At 57.0% G+C, this 17,482-nt stretch carries 14 protein-coding genes and 1 riboswitch; of the genes, 5 read left to right on the top strand and 9 right to left on the bottom strand.

The genetic code is table 11. The features are described from left to right. Positions 1-2: 2 nt before the first annotated feature. The 9 genes from narI to ubiT form a co-directional block, all read right to left on the bottom strand. Positions 3-692, bottom strand: a complete 690-nt coding sequence (gene narI / locus PQU92_RS14245; RefSeq protein WP_272748917.1) for a respiratory nitrate reductase subunit gamma — start codon at positions 690-692, stop codon at positions 3-5. 9 nt (positions 693-701) lie between these two features. Beyond that, positions 702-1,376: a nitrate reductase molybdenum cofactor assembly chaperone gene (gene narJ, locus PQU92_RS14240; RefSeq protein WP_272748916.1), complete on the bottom strand. Its 675-nt coding sequence runs from the start codon at positions 1,374-1,376 to the stop codon at positions 702-704. Further along, positions 1,366-2,892, bottom strand: coding sequence for a nitrate reductase subunit beta (gene narH / locus PQU92_RS14235; protein WP_272748915.1), 1,527 nt, complete (start codon positions 2,890-2,892; stop codon positions 1,366-1,368). The genes narJ and narH overlap by 11 nt, the downstream gene beginning before the upstream one ends. 4 nt (positions 2,893-2,896) lie before the next feature. Continuing rightward, positions 2,897-6,673 carry a nitrate reductase subunit alpha gene (locus tag PQU92_RS14230; RefSeq protein WP_272748914.1) on the bottom strand — a complete coding sequence of 1,259 codons (3,777 nt, stop codon included), beginning with the start codon at positions 6,671-6,673 and terminating at the stop codon, positions 2,897-2,899. A 33-nt stretch (positions 6,674-6,706) separates the two neighbouring features. After that, positions 6,707-8,035: a NarK family nitrate/nitrite MFS transporter gene (locus tag PQU92_RS14225; RefSeq protein ID WP_272748913.1), complete on the bottom strand. Its 1,329-nt coding sequence runs from the start codon at positions 8,033-8,035 to the stop codon at positions 6,707-6,709. Between the two features lie 30 nt (positions 8,036-8,065). Beyond that, a complete protein-coding gene (locus PQU92_RS14220; protein ID WP_272748912.1) occupies positions 8,066-9,400 on the bottom strand; it encodes an MFS transporter in 1,335 nt (444 codons plus the stop codon). Positions 9,401-9,521: 121 nt separating this feature from the next. Then, positions 9,522-10,421, bottom strand: coding sequence for a ubiquinone anaerobic biosynthesis protein UbiV (ubiV, locus tag PQU92_RS14215; RefSeq protein WP_272748911.1), 900 nt, complete (start codon positions 10,419-10,421; stop codon positions 9,522-9,524). Continuing rightward, a complete protein-coding gene (gene ubiU / locus PQU92_RS14210) occupies positions 10,418-11,407 on the bottom strand; it encodes a ubiquinone anaerobic biosynthesis protein UbiU (protein ID WP_272748910.1) in 990 nt (329 codons plus the stop codon). Before ubiU ends, ubiV begins: the two co-directional genes overlap by 4 nt. Next, on the bottom strand, positions 11,394-12,077 hold the full coding sequence (ubiT, locus tag PQU92_RS14205; protein WP_272748909.1) for a ubiquinone anaerobic biosynthesis accessory factor UbiT: 684 nt from the start codon (positions 12,075-12,077) through the stop codon (positions 11,394-11,396). The genes ubiU and ubiT overlap by 14 nt, the downstream gene beginning before the upstream one ends. Before the next feature lie 163 nt (positions 12,078-12,240). On the opposite strand from ubiT, the gene PQU92_RS14200 reads away from it, so the two are divergent. From PQU92_RS14200 to PQU92_RS14180, 5 genes are all read left to right on the top strand, one after another. Further along, positions 12,241-13,821 (top strand): nitrate- and nitrite sensing domain-containing protein, encoded by a 1,581-nt coding sequence (locus PQU92_RS14200; protein WP_272748908.1) that lies wholly within the window; start codon positions 12,241-12,243, stop codon positions 13,819-13,821. Positions 13,822-13,889: 68 nt separating this feature from the next. Next, positions 13,890-14,023: riboswitch (molybdenum cofactor riboswitch) on the top strand. Next, positions 13,991-14,986, top strand: a complete 996-nt coding sequence (gene moaA, locus PQU92_RS14195; RefSeq protein WP_438263828.1) for a GTP 3',8-cyclase MoaA — start codon at positions 13,991-13,993, stop codon at positions 14,984-14,986. It overlaps the preceding riboswitch by 33 nt. Before the next feature lies 1 nt (position 14,987). Next, a complete protein-coding gene (gene moaCB / locus PQU92_RS14190; RefSeq protein ID WP_272748906.1) occupies positions 14,988-15,974 on the top strand; it encodes a bifunctional molybdenum cofactor biosynthesis protein MoaC/MoaB in 987 nt (328 codons plus the stop codon). Beyond that, complete coding sequence (locus PQU92_RS14185) at positions 15,971-17,209, top strand: molybdopterin molybdotransferase MoeA (RefSeq protein WP_272748905.1); 1,239 nt, start codon at positions 15,971-15,973, stop codon at positions 17,207-17,209. The genes moaCB and PQU92_RS14185 overlap by 4 nt, the downstream gene beginning before the upstream one ends. Next, positions 17,209-17,481 (top strand): ubiquitin family protein, encoded by a 273-nt coding sequence (locus tag PQU92_RS14180; protein ID WP_272748904.1) that lies wholly within the window; start codon positions 17,209-17,211, stop codon positions 17,479-17,481. Before PQU92_RS14185 ends, PQU92_RS14180 begins: the two co-directional genes overlap by 1 nt. The last annotated feature ends 1 nt before the right edge of the window (position 17,482 follow it).

Below are 17,482 nucleotides of genomic sequence, written 5' to 3'. Positions count from 1 at the left end.
CCTCAGCGCTTCGCCATACGGCTGCGAACGACCTGATAGGGGCGCCATACATATTTTACCGGTACGCTCAGCATGTGCACCAGGCGGGTGAATGGGAACAGGACGAACATGGTGAGCCCCAGAATGATGTGGCTCTGGTACGGCCAGGCAAGCCCCTTGATGTAGTCAGCAGCGCCCGGCTGGAAGGTGAAAATAGACTGAGCCCAGTCGCACAGCTTCAGCATAATAGTGGCGTCGTGGTGCCCCAGCGAAAAGGGTATCGTGGTCAGGCCCAGAGTGATCTGCACCCATAACAAAAGCAGCACCGCCATGTCAGAGAAGGAACTGGTCTGACGGATACGCGCCACGAACAGCCGGCGAAAGACAAGAATGGTCAGGCCGACAAAGCCGATGACGCCGGCAATACCACCCGCGACAATCGCGACCATCTGTTTCTGCTCGGCCGTGATGAAAGGGGCATAGACCCAGTGTGGCGTTAGAAGACCGACAAGGTGTCCGCCGAAGATGAACAACACGCCGATGTGGAACAGAATATTCCCGATACGCAGCCCCTTGTCCGCCAGCAGAAGCGATGAAGACGCCTTCCATGTGTAGGGCTCCCGGTCGTAGCGAATGATGCTGCCGATCACGAGAATGCTCAGGGCGATATACGGGTACAGCCCGAAAAAAAAGGTGTAATATTGATCGATCATGACAGGCTCCTATGAACCGCAGCGCGCGTGGGGCTGCGCGGTGTCAGGCGCTGTGGCGCCGAGGAATTCCACGGGCATTTCGGCCCACTCCTTGTCGATGTCTTCAAGAGTGGGATCGGCCGTCTTCTGTCCGCCGATGATCACATGAGCCTTGCGCAGAGCGGGCTTGCCCAAGAGATGCAGAAGGGCATTGAACACCGCCAGGTACGGACTTTCCCGATCCTGAAGCCGCTTCGCCACGGCCTCGATAATATGCACTGGCTCAGACAGCGCTTCCTTGGCCTCGCGGATATCCAGATTACTCAGATATTCGAGGAACATCGGAAGGTAGTCCGGAAGTTCATTGGTGGGCGGAATCAGATCGACCTCCCTGTAGCGATCGATCAGATCGATCATCGCCTGACCGCGGTCGCGGGATTCGCCGTGCACATGCTCGAACAGATGCAGCGAGAGTGAGCGGACGCGGTCGAAGGTCGCGACATAGGACTCTTGCGCGGCGATGACATCCGAGCGCAGGTGATCGGCAAGTGCATTCACACCGTCAATCTGCGCCGGACCGAGAAGGCCTTCCGCCTGAATCACAGTGAGCAGTTCAGGCAGGTTGTCCGTCCATTCCGGTGTCGGATAACAGAGCATGAGGCCGAGAGCCTTGAAGGTAAGAGCTTTTTGATGTTCAGCCGACATGAGTGCCTCCGAAGAGATTTTTGCGCTTAGGGGAAACGAAGAGATTGGTTTTGCTGTCACCGGTCGAGCAGCCATTTCCGAATGAAAAGCCGCAAGAAGACTTCATGTCGAAGGCGTTCTCGGCATACTCCTTGTGCGAAGTCGGAATGACGAACCGGTCTTCGTAATTGGCGATGGCCAGATACCGGTACATCTCGTCGACCATGCCCGTATCCATGCCCGTCCGCTCCAGGAGCTCAGGCATTGCCACGCCGTCTACGTGCCGGCCACGCATATAGGCGCGCATGGCCAGCATCCGCTCCAATGCGAGTTGCACTGGCCGCTCCTCGCCTGCCGTAAGCATATTGGCGAGATAGGTCAGAGGAATGCGCAGTGACTTGACATCAGGGATGATTCCATTGAGGCCGACCTGGCCCTTTGCTGCTGCGTTCTGGATCGGAGACAGCGGCGGCACGTACCAGACCATCGGCAGGGTGCGGTATTCCGGATGGAGCGGGAAGGCGATCTTCCAGTCGATGGCCATCTTGTAAACGGGCGAACGGCGCGCCGCTTCAAGCCAGCTGTCAGGAATGCCCTCCGCCTTCGCGGCCCGGATGACTTCTGGGTCTTCGGGATCGAGGAACATGTCCAGTTGCGCGTGGTAGAGGTTCTGTTCGTCCTCAACCGACGCAGAGGCTTCGATCCGGTCGGCGTCATAGAGCAGAACGCCCAGATAGCGAATGCGCCCGACGCAGGTTTCCGAACAGACTGTGGGCTCACCCGCCTCGATACGCGGATAGCAGAAGGTGCACTTCTCCGACTTGCCGGACTCCCAGTTGAAGTAGATCTTCTTGTAGGGGCAGGCCGAAACGCACATGCGCCAGCCGCGACATTTGTCCTGATCGATAAGGACAATGCCGTCCTCTTCACGCTTGTAAATAGCGCCTGACGGACAAGCGGCCACGCACGCCGGATTGAGGCAGTGCTCACATAGCCGCGGCAGATACATCATGAAGGTATTTTCGAACTGCCCATAGATTTCCTTCTGGGTGTTCTCGAAATTCTTGTCCTTGCTGCGCTTCTCGAACTCGCCGCCCAGGATCTCTTCCCAGTTGGGACCCGAGTTAATCTTCTTCATCTTCTTGCCGGTGATGACCGACACCGGCTGAGCCGTCGGCATGGTCTTCGCTTCCGGCGACTTCTGCAGGTGCTCGTAGTCGAAGGTGAAGGGCTCGTAGTAGTCGTCGATAGACGGCATGTTCGGGTTGGAGAAAAGCCCGGCCAAGGTACGCCACTTGCCGCCTTGCTTGGGCGTGATCTTGCCCGAGGCGTGCCGTTTCCAGCCGCCCTTCCAGCGATCCTGGTTTTCCCAGTCGTTTGGATAGCCCACGCCGGGCTTGGTTTCGACGTTGTTGAACCAGGCGTATTCAACGCCCTGGCGTGAGGTCCAAACGTTCTTGCAGGTTACCGAACAGGTATGGCAACCAATGCACTTATCAAGATTCAGCACCATGCCGATCTGAGCACGTACTTTCATGGGATCAGGCTCCTTGCGCGGTGCGATTGTCGACAGTCGGGAGTTCGCCGCGGCCGTAGCCCTCGACATTGTCCCAGTTCACCTTCTTCATTTTTCTGAGGATGACGAACTCGTCCCGATTGGCGCCCACCGTGCCGTAGTAGTTGAAATCGTAAGCGAGCTGGACGTAGCCACCGATCATGTGGGTAGGCTTCAGAACGGTCCGCGTTACGGAATTGTGGATCCCGCCCCGCGCGCCCGTGATCTCTGACGTCGGCACATTGATGATCTTTTCCTGCGCGTGATACATCATGATCATGCCTTCCGGCACACGCTGGGACACGACCACCCGCGCCGTCAGCGCGCCGTTCGAATTGTAGGCCTCCACCCAATCATTGTCCTCGACCCCGATCTTCCTGGCGTCGATTTCGGAAATCCACACGATTGGCCCGCCACGCGACAGGGTGAGCATCAAGAGGTTATCCGAATAGGTCGAGTGAATGCCCCACTTCTGGTGCGGCGTGATGAAGTTCAGCACGACCTGCTTGCGGTCCTTCCCGAAGCGATGGATGACGGGCGCGGTTGTCTTCAAATCGACCGGCGGACGATAGACGCACAGGGATTCGCCGAAGGCCCGCATCCACTTGTGATCCTGATAGAGCTGTTGACGGCCCGTCAGGGTGCGCCAGGGGATCAGTTCGTGGACATTGGTATAGCCCGCCGTGTAGCTGACATGCTCGGACTCGATCCCGCTCCAGGTCGGCGACGAGATGATCTTGCGCGGTTGCGCCTGGATATCGCGATACCGGATATGCTCGTCTTCGCGCGCCTCAGCCAGGTGGACGTGTTTGCGTCCGGTCGCCTTAGACAGGGCATTCCACGCCTTGACCGCCACGTGTCCGTTGGTTTCGGGTGCGAGCGTCATGATGACTTCGGCGGCGTCGATGGCGGTATCGATCTTCGGCAATCCTTTCGAAATGCCGTCCTCGGTTACGGTATAGTTCATCTCGCCTAGCAGTTTCAGCTCCGGCTCGGTATTCCAGCCGATACCCTTGCCCCCATTGCCGAGCTTGGTCAGAAGCGGTCCCAAGGACGTGAACTTTTTGAACGTGTTGGGGTAATCGCGTTCGACCAGGGTCACCGTGGGCATCGTCTTGCCCGGGATCGGCTCGCATTCACCCTTATACCAGTCCTGGACATCCATCGGCTGGGCCAGCTCATTGGCCGTATCGTGCTTGATGGGGTTCATCACCACATCATGCTCGACCCCAAGGTGGCCCTCGCAAAGCTCCGAAAAGGTCTTGGCAATGCCTTTGTAGATGTCCCAGTCCGAACGCGCTTCCCAGGCCGGATCCACCGCCGCTGACAACGGGTGAATGAAGGGGTGCATGTCGGACGTATTGAGGTCGTTTTTCTCGTACCAGGTGGCTGTCGGCAACACGATGTCCGAATACATACAGGTGGTCGACATACGGAAATCGAGCGTAACCAGCAGGTCAAGTTTCCCTTCCGGCGCGTCCTCATGCCAGACGACCTCGTTCGGAAGCTTGGCGCCTTCCTGCCCGAGATCGACTCCCTGCACACCATGCTGAGTACCGAGCAGATGCTTCAGGAAATATTCGTGACCCTTGCCGCTTGACCCCAGAATGTTCGAACGCCACACGAACATATTGCGCGGCCAGTTCACCGGATTATCGGGATCGAGACACGACAGCTTGAGATCCCCGCTTTTGAGACCTTGCGCGACATGGCTGGCAGCATCGGCACCTTCAGCATGAATGCGACGGCCAAGCTCCAGCGGATTGACTTCGAGCTGTGGGGCCGACGGCAGCCAGCCCATCCGTTCTGCCTTGACGTTGCAGTCGATGAGCGACAAATCTGCCCACTCGTTGCGATCGGCCAGCGGAGACAGGATTTCGTCCATCTCCAGTTTTTCATACCGGTACTGGTCGGTATGCGCGTAAAAGAAGGAGGTCGAGTTCTGCTGACGTGGCGGACGGCTCCAGTCCGTGCCAAAGGCCAGCGGCGCCCAGCCGGTTTGGGGTCGCAGCTTCTCTTGGCCAACATAGTGACTCCAGCCGCCGCCCGACTTGCCGATACATCCGCACATCACCAGCATGTTGATGATGGCGCGATACGTCATGTCCATGTGGTACCAGTGGTTCAATCCGGCGCCGACAATGACCATGGAACGACCGTGCGTCTTGTGCGCATTCTCGGCGAACTGACGGGCAATCTCAATCACCTGATCGCGCGGCACACCGGTGATCGCCTCCTGCCAGGCCGGCGTGTACGGTACATCGTCATCGAAAGACGTCGCGACATTATCGCCGCCGAGCCCGCGGTCCACGCCATAGTTGGCCGCGAACAGATCAAAGACGCTCGTGACGTAGGCCGGACCATCCTTCAGGTCTAGCTTCACCGCCGGGACATTGCGTTCCAGAATGCTGTCGTGGCCGGTGGAGTTGAAGAAGTCGTGCTCAAGGTTACCAAAGTACGGGAACGCGACAGACTTTACCTCCTTTTGGCTGTGATCCAGCATGGTCAGAAGCGGCCATATATCCTCGCCCGTCTTCTCATCCTTGGGTTCGAGGTTCCACTTGCCCGTTTGGCCCCAGCGAGAGCCGGCCGTTCCATTCGGCACGCGGATCTGCTCTTTGCGACCACAGACCACGACCGGTTTCCAATCGGGGTTGTTGTCCATGTCGAGGCTGCCCTCAAAATCCGAGGCCCGGATCATACGCTCGGGCACCAGTCGGCCGTCTTTTTCGATCAGACGTACCAGGAACGGCATGTCCGTGAAGGAACGGCAGTAGTCGTCGAAGTAGTCGCTTTTTCCCTTCAGATGCCATTCGGTGAGGATGACGTGGCCCATGGCGAGGGCCAGCGCCGTATCCGTTCCCTGTTTGGGATGCATCCAAAGGTCGGCGAGTTTCGCCACTTCCGAATAGTCGGGCGTCACGGCAACCGTCTTGGTACCCTTATAACGCACCTCGGTGAAGAAGTGGGCGTCGGGGGTACGGGTCTGAGGAACGTTCGAGCCCCAGGCGATGATAAATCCCGAATTGTACCAGTCGGCACTTTCCGGCACGTCCGTTTGCTCACCCCAGGTTTGAGGGCTCGACGGCGGCAGGTCGCAATACCAGTCGTAGAAGCTCATGCAGACGCCGCCGATGAGCGAAAGATACCGGCTGCCGGCGGCGTAAGACACCATGGACATGGCCGGAATGGGTGAGAACCCGATTATCCGGTCCGGACCGTAGGTCTTGGCTGTATGAATATTGGACGCGGCAATGATCTCGTTCACCTCGTCCCAGCTCGCGCGGACAAAACCACCCCGGCCGCGGGCCTGCTGGTAGTCATTGCGTACCTTGGCATCGCCGACGACGGCGGCCCAAGCCTTGACCGGGTCGCCAAACCGCGATTTTGCCCGGCGCCATGCCTTCATCAGCTTCGAGCGGATGAGCGGATATTTCAGTCTGTTGGCGCTATAAAGATACCAGGAGTAGCTGGCGCCACGGGCGCAGCCTCGCGGCTCGTGGTTCGGCATGTCCGGACGGGTACGCGGATAGTCCGTCTGCTGGGTCTCCCAGGTGACAAGACCATTCTTGACGTAAACCTTCCAGCTGCACGAACCGGTACAGTTCACGCCGTGCGTGGAGCGCACGATCTTGTCGTGCTGCCAGCGCGCCCGGTAACCCTTTTCCCATTCGCGCGATTCCGTCGTCTTGGCGCCGTGGCCATTGGAGAAGCTTTGCTTCTCCTGACGGAAGAACGAAATTCTATCCAAAAACTGGCTCATTATTTTATCCTCGGTATTTTTGTTGTCTTTGGCTCAGCACTTCACTTCGGCGCGCTTGCCGAGGTACCAGACGTAGAGAACGGCTACGCAGGTCAGGTAGTAGAGGATGAAGCCATAGAGCGCGGCGTCAGCGTGCCCTGTGGACTCGATCGACCAGCCGAAGCCCTTGGGGATATAGAAGGCGCCAAAGGCTGCAACCGCGCCGGAGAAGCCCAGAACCGGGGCTTTTTCCTTCGGCGGAAAGATCACGCCGATCATGCGGAAGACCGAGCCATTCGCGACGCCCGACGCCGTGAACAGCACCATGAAGGCGATGAAGAAGCCCACGAAGTTGCGGCTGCCGTCCTGAATGAACCACACCACCCCAAGCGCAGCAGCGATCATGAAGAACAGTGACCACAGCGTCACGATTGCGCCACCCAGCTTGTCCGAAACCATGCCGCCAAGCGGGCGGATCAGTGCGCCCAGCAAGGGACCGATGAATGCCAGTTGCAGGGCGTTGATTTCGACAAACTGAGACTTCAGCAACATCGGGAAAGCAGCGGAATAGCCGATGAACGAACCGAACGACATGATGTAGAGCCAGGTCGTCAGATACATGTGCTTGCGCTTGAAGATGACGAGCTGCTCAGACAGCGGCGCGTTGGCGCACTTCAGATTGTTCATGCCGAAAGCCGCGGCCAGAACCGCCAGCACGATCGGACCGACAAGGACGAAACCTGCATTTTGAAGCCAGACGGTCTTTTCGACGCCTTCCTTGACCAGGGTCTGCGCTTCGCCGCCCAGCGAACCAAAAGCCGCGAAGCCGATGACCAGAGGTACGACGAACTGCACCGCGCTGACGCCGAGATTGCCGAGGCCTGCGTTGATGCCCAATGCTGCCCCTTGCGCCTTCTTTGGGAAAAAGAAGCTGATATTCGACATTGAGGACGAGAAGTTGCCGCCACCGAAACCGCATGACAAAGCCAGCAAAACCATCGTTGCATAGGAGGTGTTCGGGTTCTGCACCGCCAGTCCAATCCCAATCGCAGGGATGAGCAGTAGCGAGGTGCTGATAACGGTCCAGTTGCGGCCGCCGACGATCGGGACGATGAAGGAACAGAAGATCCGCATCACCGCTCCGGACAAGCCCGGCATGGCCAGAAGCGTGAACAACTGTGCCTGGGTGAAGTTGAAGCCCGCACTGTTGAGATTTACCGCCACCACGGAAAAGATCATCCAGGTGGCGAAGGCGAGAAACAGGCAGAAAACCGAAATCCACAGATTGCGGGTGGCGATCGATTTGCCCTTGGCGGACCAGAAGGCATCATCTTCAGGATTCCACTGATCCAGGGCCTGTTTGGCAGTCAGATTGGCATACATTTTTCTCTCTCCGAGAGGGAGGAATAAGGATCAGGCTTTTGGGCCGACGGCTTGATCGAGTTCCGGGAAGAATTTCGGTCCACGCAGTTCGGGATGACGGGCTTTCTCCATTCGTTGAATGGCGAGGTGCATCCAGGTCAGCGCTATGGCGACCAGAGCGAACATCAGCATGAAGCAGCTGGTCCACACATTGGTGAGATCGTTGAGAATGCCAAAAGCCAGTGGAAGGAAGAAACCTCCCAGCCCGCCGATCAGGCCTACAATACCCGCGACCGACCCAACGTTTTCGGGATAGTAGACGGGGATGTGCTTGTAGACCGCCGCCTTGCCGAACGACATAAAGAGGCCGAGGCAGAACACCACGACAGTGAAGGGCCAAAAGCCGAGGCTGATGGAGAAGCGGATGTCACCCTTGATGCCGTGCACCACATAGTCGGTTGCCGGGTAGCTGAGGATGAAGCAGCAGATCACGCAGACAATGAAGGTGATATACATCACCTTGCGCGCACCGATCGTGTCGGACAAATACCCTCCGACCGCACGAAACATCGAGCCCGCAATGGAGAAGCTGGCGGCCAGCAAGCCGGCGTGAGCGATATCAAGACCGTAGGCGCCGACATAATAACGCGGCAGCCATAGGGCGAGCGCCACATAGCCGCCAAAGACGAAGAAGTAGTAGACGGAGAAACGCCAGACCTGCAGCTTCTTCAGCGGGCTGAGCGCCCTAGCCGTCGACTTAGCCTTGGCGCCCGTCCGCCGCCTTTCGATCAGTTCCGGCTCATCCTTGGTCAGGATAAAGAACAGCACTGCCATGATGGCCAGTGCAGCTGCCCAGATTTGCGCGACGGCATGCCATCCGAAGGCCACCATGACGAACGGAGCGCAAATCTTGGTTACAGCAGAGCCCACATTGCCCATGCCGTAAATCCCCAGCGCCGTTCCCTGACGGGCTTTCGGGTACCACTTCGACAGGTACGAAATCCCGACCACGAAGCTTCCGCCGGCGACGCCCAGACCAAGGGCCGTCACCAGTAACATCTCGTAGGTCTTCGAATAGATGAGAAGCCAGGTGCAGATCGCTGATGAGATCATCACCAGGAACATCACGGGCCGGCCACCATACTGGTCGGCCCAGATACCCATGAACAGACGCACCAGCGAACCGGTGAGGATTGGCGTGCCCAACAATAGGCTGAACTGGGTCTCACTGAGCCCCAGCTCCTTCTTGATCTGAACGCCGACGATGGCGAAAATCGTCCAGACGGCGAAACTTATAGTGAAGGCAATGGTCGTCAGACTCAACGCCCGAACCTGGGCGGCACCCGAGACCTTGACCAAACCTTCCGATGAACTCTGCCCCTGCATGTGAGTTCCCGTCCTTTCCAGGCGCAACACGCCTGGCCGGAAATTCCCACAAAGCCGACATGGGCTCTTTGATGCACGTCAGGTGAAATCGGAAAGCTAAGTTTCCAGCACTTGATCAAGATCAACTCGCCTCAAAAAGGCGTCGTCCCTCCACGCCATGAAAATATCCGTTCGAGAATTGGAACTGCGGCATCAGTCCTTCAAGGTGAGCGAATGCCTCATCCCCTGCAAGTGTTCCGCGCTGGACTGCGCGGAAAACACGCGCGACTTCGATCATGTCCACATTTTGCGGAGACAGACGCAACTGGCGAATTCCAAGCGCTTTTAACGCCGCAGTTTCCCGGATAAGATTTACACAGGTCATGGATTGGGTCTGTGTACCGTTGACCGTGAGGAATTGCTGTTCATCAAGCGTGTCGACCACCATTCCATCCGGGTGTTGATCGCATACAAATCGGCAGCTGTCCTTCTGCAGTCTGAAAGCCCGGGCGTGGTAACACCGAGCTGAGATCGCCAAAGGGAGACGGCCGAAGACCTGAACCTCCAGCGCGCACTGCGCCGATGACGCAAGGCTCACCAAGGTTTTTTGAGGGAGTTCGAACGGCAGGGTAGCCCCTACTGCGCCCATGTCTTCGAAAACCGCAAGCGCGGACTCGTTGTAAATGTTGACGTAGGGGCCGACAAGAAACGGCTTACCTGTCCAACGCGACAGCAGGGTCAAATCATTGATCTCGACCAGCCGGTCCTCGCTGTCAGCGCAAAGCTCTCTCAAGCCTTTGATTTCCCGCTCCGTAGTGACCAGCGCCAAGGTTGAGAACACCACCTGCTTGCCAGCCCGTTCGAGGCGCTCGACAACCTCTGGCCAGTAGGTTTCGTGGAACGGCTGACGTTTTGAACAAACGACTTCACCAAGGTAGACCCGATCGACGTCCATCTCGTCCGCGACCCCGAAATAGAAGTCCCGCGCCTTTTCGGGAGACCAGTTATAGAGCAATGGTCCAAGCGTCAGCCTGTCTATCATCTCCAGCCCTTTTCATACGCACCTGTGGTCGCAACCTGACCTTCGCAGAGATGCTGAACACTCTCGGGCCCTGGACCGGGTCGATTGGCATAGAAGGCGTCGACGGCCTGACGGAACGTGCGAACGATGTCGCGCACATATCCCTTACCGCGTTGCCGACCTTCAATCTTAAGCGCCTTTACGCCGGTGGCTGCTATTTCAGGCAGAGAGGAAAGCACGTTCAGGCTGACGGGATCCTCGAAGATATAAGAGGCCTTATCCTGCGCGACGAACCTGCCCTTGCAAAGCGTTGGATAACCCGCCCCTTCTGAGTCGGAGAAGCGATTGATAGTGAAGCCGCCTAACCGCGTCGCCAATGCTCCCCCCTCGTTTGCATATTCGACATGGCTCGCCGGCGAGCATACGCCATTCCGGTTGGGCGATTGTCCGGTGATGTAGGACGAGAGTGAACAGCGGCCTTCGGCCATCGGGCACATGCCTCCAAATGCGAAGACCTCTGTTTCGACATCGACCTGACGGTTTATTGCGCTGATATCTTTCAGAGTAAGGACTCGAGGCAGCACCACGCGTCGAACGCCGAACCGGTGTACGTAAAAGGAAATCGCATCAGCCGTTGAAGCCGACGCCTGCACGGAAAGGTGCAGCCTGGCATGAGGGTGCGTTTTTCGTGCATAGGCAAGAAGCCCGATATCCGCCAATATGATCGCGTCTGCCTCCGAAGTGACGGCGTCGTCTACAGCCTGATGCCAAAGCTTCTCTCGTCCGGCATCGGGGAAGGTGTTGATCGCGACATAGACATGACGGTTTTTCGCGTGAGCGTATTTCACGCCTTCAACTAACTCGGCTCTCGAGAAGTTCAGGCCTGGAAAGTTCCTGGCATTGGTTTCATCGCGAAATCCCAAGTATACGGCGTCCGCTCCCTCGTCGATGGCGACGCGTAGCGCGGCCGGCGTGCCCGCAGGGCAGATGATCTCAATGCGCTTCATGTTCAGCGTCCTTGCGGGCTGTGCGATCCAGCCGTTGCAGCCGCTTTTCGATGTCCGCGATCCGGCGGCCCTGCGCACCCAGCGCCAATTCAAACGGCGAAAGCTTTTGGGAAAACAGGTCGTCGAACTGTAGAATCAGGCGATCCAGTCTGCCGGCTGCCAGAGTCAGTCCCTGACGTACCGTACGGTGGAAAGGTCTCCATCGCACGCTCAGCAGTTCGAATAGATCGATTTCTTCGCTTTCAAGGGCATTGCGCAGCACCAGCAACGCCTCCGTGTTGCCACTGGTCTCGATATCCCGCGTAAAGAACAAGGCATCACCGTCGCGCTCGCCTTGTAGCAATTCGAATAGTGCGGCCAGCCGTCCCGAAACCCGCACGTCCTCGCCGGCGACGGCGGATTTATCAAGGAGGCCTATCCGAAGCCGGCTCTTTTCCACCTTGGCCAGTGCATCAATCGGGAAATCCTTGAGCACGAAACGATACGAGCGCCCTTCGGCTTCCCCCAAGCGATCCGACAGGCCCGGATGTCGAAGGGCAAGAAGAGTCTCAAGTTCAGATGCCAGCCTCTCCAAAAGAGAACGAGGGACTTGCGACAGTAAGATGCCAAATAGTTGAAGAGCGCCCAGCCCTTGAAATGAACCATGAGCTGAACCGGCTTCCTGTGCCATTTCTTCCTCCGCGCCTACACCTTACGAGGCATAGGTTCGGGGCACTCCCGCGACCTTGATACAGGTCAACCCAACGGACTTGGGACGACATTTCGTCACATTTCTTTGGCGCGGATTCGTGCCATATGCGCAATTTTCGTCTGAGCGTTTCCGGATTCGTGTTATGATCGTGGCAACCAAAAAATCTTCCGGAATGGCCAAGATGAATCAGGCTGCAATCGGCACTCTGTGTGATTTCGTTCATGACACACAAAAAGAGCGTGGGGTCACCTCTCTCTATCTGCGAGGCACAACTGGTCGGTTCTCCGAACTGCTGGACGCTCAGTTTGTAAAGTCAGACCTGAACATTGGTAAGCTTACCGCGCTGCCGCGCAAGCAAAGCGCCAAAATTGAACCTCTTTTGAATGCAGTGAATTATCTGCCGTCCAGGCGGAAATACGTCATCTCGCGGATGGTCACGCCCGACGACATCCATAGCTTCTACACAAGCGAAATCATCAACCCGGCCATCGATATCATTCAGGAGTTGGCCGTGTTCGACCCGGACAATAATCCAGGCCGGGTATCAGCCTTTGTGAACTTTCTGCATTGGAAAGAACGCGTGGGACGGCAGCGGGCCCTCGGCGGCTATCTCCTGCAGTCTGACGAGCAGCAAGGCCCGGAGGACCGTAGCCTCCTGGAATATATCATCGCTAAACAGAATGCATACGAGCGCATGTTCCTCAGCCTGTGTGATGCCGACACAAGGGATTTGTTTGAGGAAATACGCGCGCGTACCCCCGCTTTTGATCGTATCCGCGAGCTCAACAAGGACCTTCTGAAGGGTGTGGGTGGACTCGGTCAGGCGGGGATCGATACGGCAGAGTGGTTTGAACTGTTCACGCAGAAAATGGATGCGCTGCACGAACTGAGCCTCGCCATGGTGGATTCGCTAAATCGTGAAAGCGCCGGTGTCGATCTTGAGGTGCCGGTCGCAAAGTCAAAACCGGGTTCGATTGAAATTACAGGAATCCTCGCCGCTCACACCGACCGTATCAAAACCCTGCCTCTGTTCGCCGGCATAGAAGGCGAGGACCTGAAAGAAATCCTTCGCTTTGCCCGCGTCACCCACCACGAAAAGGGGGCGCTTATTTTCATGCAGGGCGAACAGGCTTCTCGCTTCTATATCGTTCTGAAAGGCTGGGTGAAGCTTTTCAAGGGCGACATTGACGGGCAGGAATCCATTCTTCAGGTCTTGAGCGTCGGGGATGCACTGCTCGAAACGGCCATTTTCAACAACGCGATACTGCCGGTAAGCGCCCAGGCGATCGAGCCGGTGGAGCTTCTATCAATCCCATCCTCGATCATGCGCGAAAAGCTGCAGACTAATTCGACCCTGGCTATGAATATGCTGTCGACGGTCGCTGTGCGCTCGCAGGCCATGATAAGCCAGTTCGAACAGCTTACGCTCAAATCCGTTAGTCAGCGGGTCGGCCGTTTTCTGCTCAAGCTGTTGCTGCAGAATGAGGAACGCGGAACCCACTTCAAACTGCCCTATGACAAATCCCTCATTGCCGGATATCTGGGCATGAAACCCGAGACTTTTTCCAGGGCACTGCAGACCCTTAAGGACGAAGGTATAGAGGTGGAGCGAAACGAGATCACTTTACCCAGCCTTTTTGCTCTTTGTGATTACTGTGACATCGAACTGGCGGGCAATTGCCCCCGCCATCACACTGACGATTGTCCAAATCCTGATCTTTAAAGAGCCGGAAACTCAAGGCTTTGACGCGTGGTTGACCTTGGTCAAGTACGTCCAGATCCCATCTCTCTAATATCAAACCTATCCGAAGCCCAAAGCCTAAGTGATCCCATAAGGCTGACGGCCCGTGGCGCGTTGCCACCGGGTGGACGCGGAAACGCAGCCATCTCCCATGTTTGGAAAGGATAATGGTTTGCTGACCGATGCCTTTGGGCGCGCGTTCCCCTATCTGCGCCTTTCAATAACGGAAGCTTGTAACTTTCGTTGCACCTACTGCTTACCCGACGGCTATAAAAAGACGTCGTCGGAATCCTTTTTATCACCTCAGGAAATCATTCGCCTGGCTTCGGCCTTCTCCGATCTGGGTGTCTCCAAGATCAGATTGACAGGTGGCGAACCAACGGTGCGATCAGATCTCGCGACCATCGCGTCCGCGATCTCGGGTTTGCCTCGTATCACCACCCTGGCCATGACGACCAATGGCTATAATCTTAAACAGAAAGCTCGCATCTTCGCAGATGCGGGGATTAACGCACTTAATGTCAGCATCGACAGTCTCAATGCCGACCGCTTTGCGCAAATCACCGGCCATGACAAATTGCATGCGATTTTGGAAGGTATCGAGGACGCCCGGCGGTACGGTATCACCAATATCAAGATCAATTGCGTCCTTCTCAAAGGCATCAATGACGACGAGTGGCCTGATTTCCTGTCCTTCGCTCGCAGTCAGGCTGTCAGTCTGCGCTTTATCGAACTTATGAGAACGGGCGAGAACGCCGAATACTTCGCCCGCCATCACTATAAGGGCGAGGAAGTCGAGCAGCGGCTGCAGGGCGAGGGGTTTTGGCTGAAGCCTCGCGGCGACAGCGATGGGCCGGCTAAAGTCTATATCCACCCGGATTATCGCGGCAGTATCGGGGTCATAGCGCCCTACTCCAGAGACTTTTGCACCACGTGTAATCGCCTACGCGTAACTGCCAAAGGGCAACTCCGGCTTTGCTTGTTTGGAGAGTTCGGACACGACCTGCGCCCGCTTCTCCAACACCATCATCAGCAAGGCGAACTGAAGGCACGCATCGGCGACCTCCTCAGGTCGAAGGTTGCGACTCACCGACTTCAGGACGGCATGACCGGTCTTACACCTCACCTGGCCTCAATTGGCGGATAAAATGAACACCTATAAAATGATTGATGTCGGCGAGAAGAAAATAACCCGACGCATGGCGATTGCCGGCGGCACCATCGAGGTGGGGCCTCCAGCCTTTGTCCGTATCCATGACCGTTCCATACCTAAAGGCGATCCCCTGACCCTTTGCCAACTTGCAGGCATCCAGGGTGCCAAGGCTGCCGCGCAGACTATGATGCTCTGCCATCCCCTGCCCCTCGACCACGTGGACATAGGCGTCGAACCCGACCCAGAAAACCACGCAATACATGTCTTCTGCAAAGTCATCGCGAACGCCAAAACCGGCGTCGAGATGGAGGCGCTGGCGGGCGTCAACGCCGCACTCCTGAACATCTGGGATATCACCAAGATGATCGAACCGGGTTTGCGTCTCTCCAACGTGCGCCTTCTGGTCAAATCAGGGGGGAAGTCCGGTCTCTGGTTGAACCCTGGCGGCGTTCCAGATTGGGTGAACGAACATATCACAGCGGCAAAAGAGCCAGTACTCAAAGGGCGAAAAGCGGCCGTTATTACCTTGAGCGACCGTGCGGCTGCCGGCGTTTATGAAGACAAATCGGGCCCCGTCCTTTGCGAGAGCCTTTCAGAATACGGCGCCGAGATCGTTGATAAGCGGATCATCGCTGACGGAGTGCAGACTTTAACGGACGCGATAAAGGATCTTCTTTCAAACGAAGATTTGCACCTGATCATATGTACCGGCGGCACAGGCGTCGCCGAGCGCGATCTGACGCCGGAAACGCTTGAAGGCCTTTTTGACCGCTCAATTCCTGGGATCGGAGAGTTGCTCCGCAGCGATGGGGCAAGGTTCACCCCGCTTTCCTGGAGCAGCCGCGCTGTCGGGGGGCTTATCGGCAAGACACTGGTGGTGGCCCTTCCTGGTAGTCCGCGGGCGGTCGCTGAAGGCATATCGGCTCTGCTACCAGCCTTGCTGCCCCATCTCATCCGCATAAGCCACGGAGAGGCGCAATGATATCGTATGATGAGGCGCTCGACATCCTGATGTCGGAAGGGGCCTGTAGGAATACTGAGACTTTGGCGTTGTCGAGTACTGTGGGTCGTGTTGCGGCCCAGGCGATCGACAGTCCTCGCAATCTTCCCTCTTTCGACAACTCCGCGATGGATGGATATGCGGTCCGACAGGCCGATTGCCGCCTCGCATCGCCGCAAAAGCCGGCGGGACTGAACATTGCCGGCTTGGTGACAGCTGGTTCTAAACCTCAGCTGCCCACAGATCTGCGAGGAAAAGCCGTTCAGATTATGACCGGCGCGCCCATCCCTGAAGGATTTGACGCCGTCATTCCGATTGAAAGGGTGACGAGTGCCAATAATCGCCTTCTCACGCCCTATGCCCCGGAAACAAGTGAAAACATTCGCCGCATCGGAGAGGACCTGATAGCAGGGACACGTATTCTCCGGGCCCACGAGCAGATAACCGCGGAAAAGCTGATGCTGTGCGCGGCCGCCGGTGTCTTCGCCGTGGAGGTTTTCCGACGTCCAAAACTTTACGTCATCAGCACGGGTGACGAAGTCTCTGAATCTTCGGCAGCCCTGGACGACAAGACAAAGATTTTCGACGCGAATGGACCCTATCTTCTCGCCGCTGCTGCACGGGAGGGCATACCGTGTGATTTTGCTGGCCGCATCAATGACACTCCTGGACAGTTAAGGGCGAAACTTGAGACTATTCCTCCAGGCAGCGTCATCGTCTCTACAGGGGGCGTCTCGGCCGGCGTTCACGATTTCGTGCGCGGGGTTTTGGAAAAGGCCGGAGCGGAAATCCTCTTCCACAAAGCGGCCATCAAACCTGGCAAGCCTGTTCTCTTCGCCAAACTCGAAAACGGAAGCTACTTTTTCGGTCTGCCTGGTAATCCGGCTGCCGCGGCAGTTGGTTTCCGCTTCTTCGTCTTGCCTCTCTATCGCGCACTTCAGGAGCTGCCAGTTGAAAGGCCGCTCACAGGACGACTGAATGCTCCCGTGACGCGGAAGCCGGACCTGACGCTTTTTCTGAAGGCAAGCGTTACACTGGATCCGGATAATGGACTTTGGGTTGATCCTTTGGACGGGCAAGAATCCTTCAAAATTCATTCCCTGGCGCAGGCGAATGCTTTTATCAAACTCACCGGCAAGTGCACCCGGCTGACCATATCGACCTATGTTGACGTGTACCCTCTAAGTGCTCAATTCCCCTTCCTGGAAAAGCTCTGATGCCTCAAGAAACTTTGAAAATCGAACTTTTCGGTGCGTTCAAAAGGTTCGGCACCAACGGTTTTGTCGATCTGGAAGTCACGCTTCCCATTATGATTCGCGATCTTAGGCAGGTATTGGCGGACCACCTATCTGAGACGCACGATGGGTTTAGCCGGGAAGGCTTATACAAGGTGTCAGCCTTTGCGACTGACACAGCCGTGCTTCCTGCCGGCGCCATTATTGACGTCCCCACCCGTCTCGCAGTTATTCCTCCGGTATCGGGAGGTTGAG

This window comes from Asticcacaulis aquaticus (assembly GCF_028550415.1).
GTDB lineage: Bacteria > Pseudomonadota > Alphaproteobacteria > Caulobacterales > Caulobacteraceae > Asticcacaulis > Asticcacaulis aquaticus.
The sequence above is the reverse complement of the archived record's forward strand: the minus strand, read 5'-3'. Positions and strand labels throughout refer to the sequence as shown.

Coding starts and splice junctions, on each gene's coding strand:
- narI (WP_272748917.1), bottom strand. CDS start 692: ATGATCGATCAATATTACACCTTTTTTTTCGGGCTGTACCCGTATATC.
- narJ (WP_272748916.1), bottom strand. CDS start 1,376: ATGTCGGCTGAACATCAAAAAGCTCTTACCTTCAAGGCTCTCGGCCTC.
- narH (WP_272748915.1), bottom strand. CDS start 2,892: ATGAAAGTACGTGCTCAGATCGGCATGGTGCTGAATCTTGATAAGTGC.
- PQU92_RS14230 (WP_272748914.1), bottom strand. CDS start 6,673: ATGAGCCAGTTTTTGGATAGAATTTCGTTCTTCCGTCAGGAGAAGCAA.
- PQU92_RS14225 (WP_272748913.1), bottom strand. CDS start 8,035: ATGTATGCCAATCTGACTGCCAAACAGGCCCTGGATCAGTGGAATCCT.
- PQU92_RS14220 (WP_272748912.1), bottom strand. CDS start 9,400: ATGCAGGGGCAGAGTTCATCGGAAGGTTTGGTCAAGGTCTCGGGTGCC.
- ubiV (WP_272748911.1), bottom strand. CDS start 10,421: ATGATAGACAGGCTGACGCTTGGACCATTGCTCTATAACTGGTCTCCC.
- ubiU (WP_272748910.1), bottom strand. CDS start 11,407: ATGAAGCGCATTGAGATCATCTGCCCTGCGGGCACGCCGGCCGCGCTA.
- ubiT (WP_272748909.1), bottom strand. CDS start 12,077: ATGGCACAGGAAGCCGGTTCAGCTCATGGTTCATTTCAAGGGCTGGGC.
- PQU92_RS14200 (WP_272748908.1), top strand. CDS start 12,241: ATGATCGTGGCAACCAAAAAATCTTCCGGAATGGCCAAGATGAATCAG.
- moaA (WP_438263828.1), top strand. CDS start 13,991: ATGTTTGGAAAGGATAATGGTTTGCTGACCGATGCCTTTGGGCGCGCG.
- moaCB (WP_272748906.1), top strand. CDS start 14,988: ATGAACACCTATAAAATGATTGATGTCGGCGAGAAGAAAATAACCCGA.
- PQU92_RS14185 (WP_272748905.1), top strand. CDS start 15,971: ATGATATCGTATGATGAGGCGCTCGACATCCTGATGTCGGAAGGGGCC.
- PQU92_RS14180 (WP_272748904.1), top strand. CDS start 17,209: ATGCCTCAAGAAACTTTGAAAATCGAACTTTTCGGTGCGTTCAAAAGG.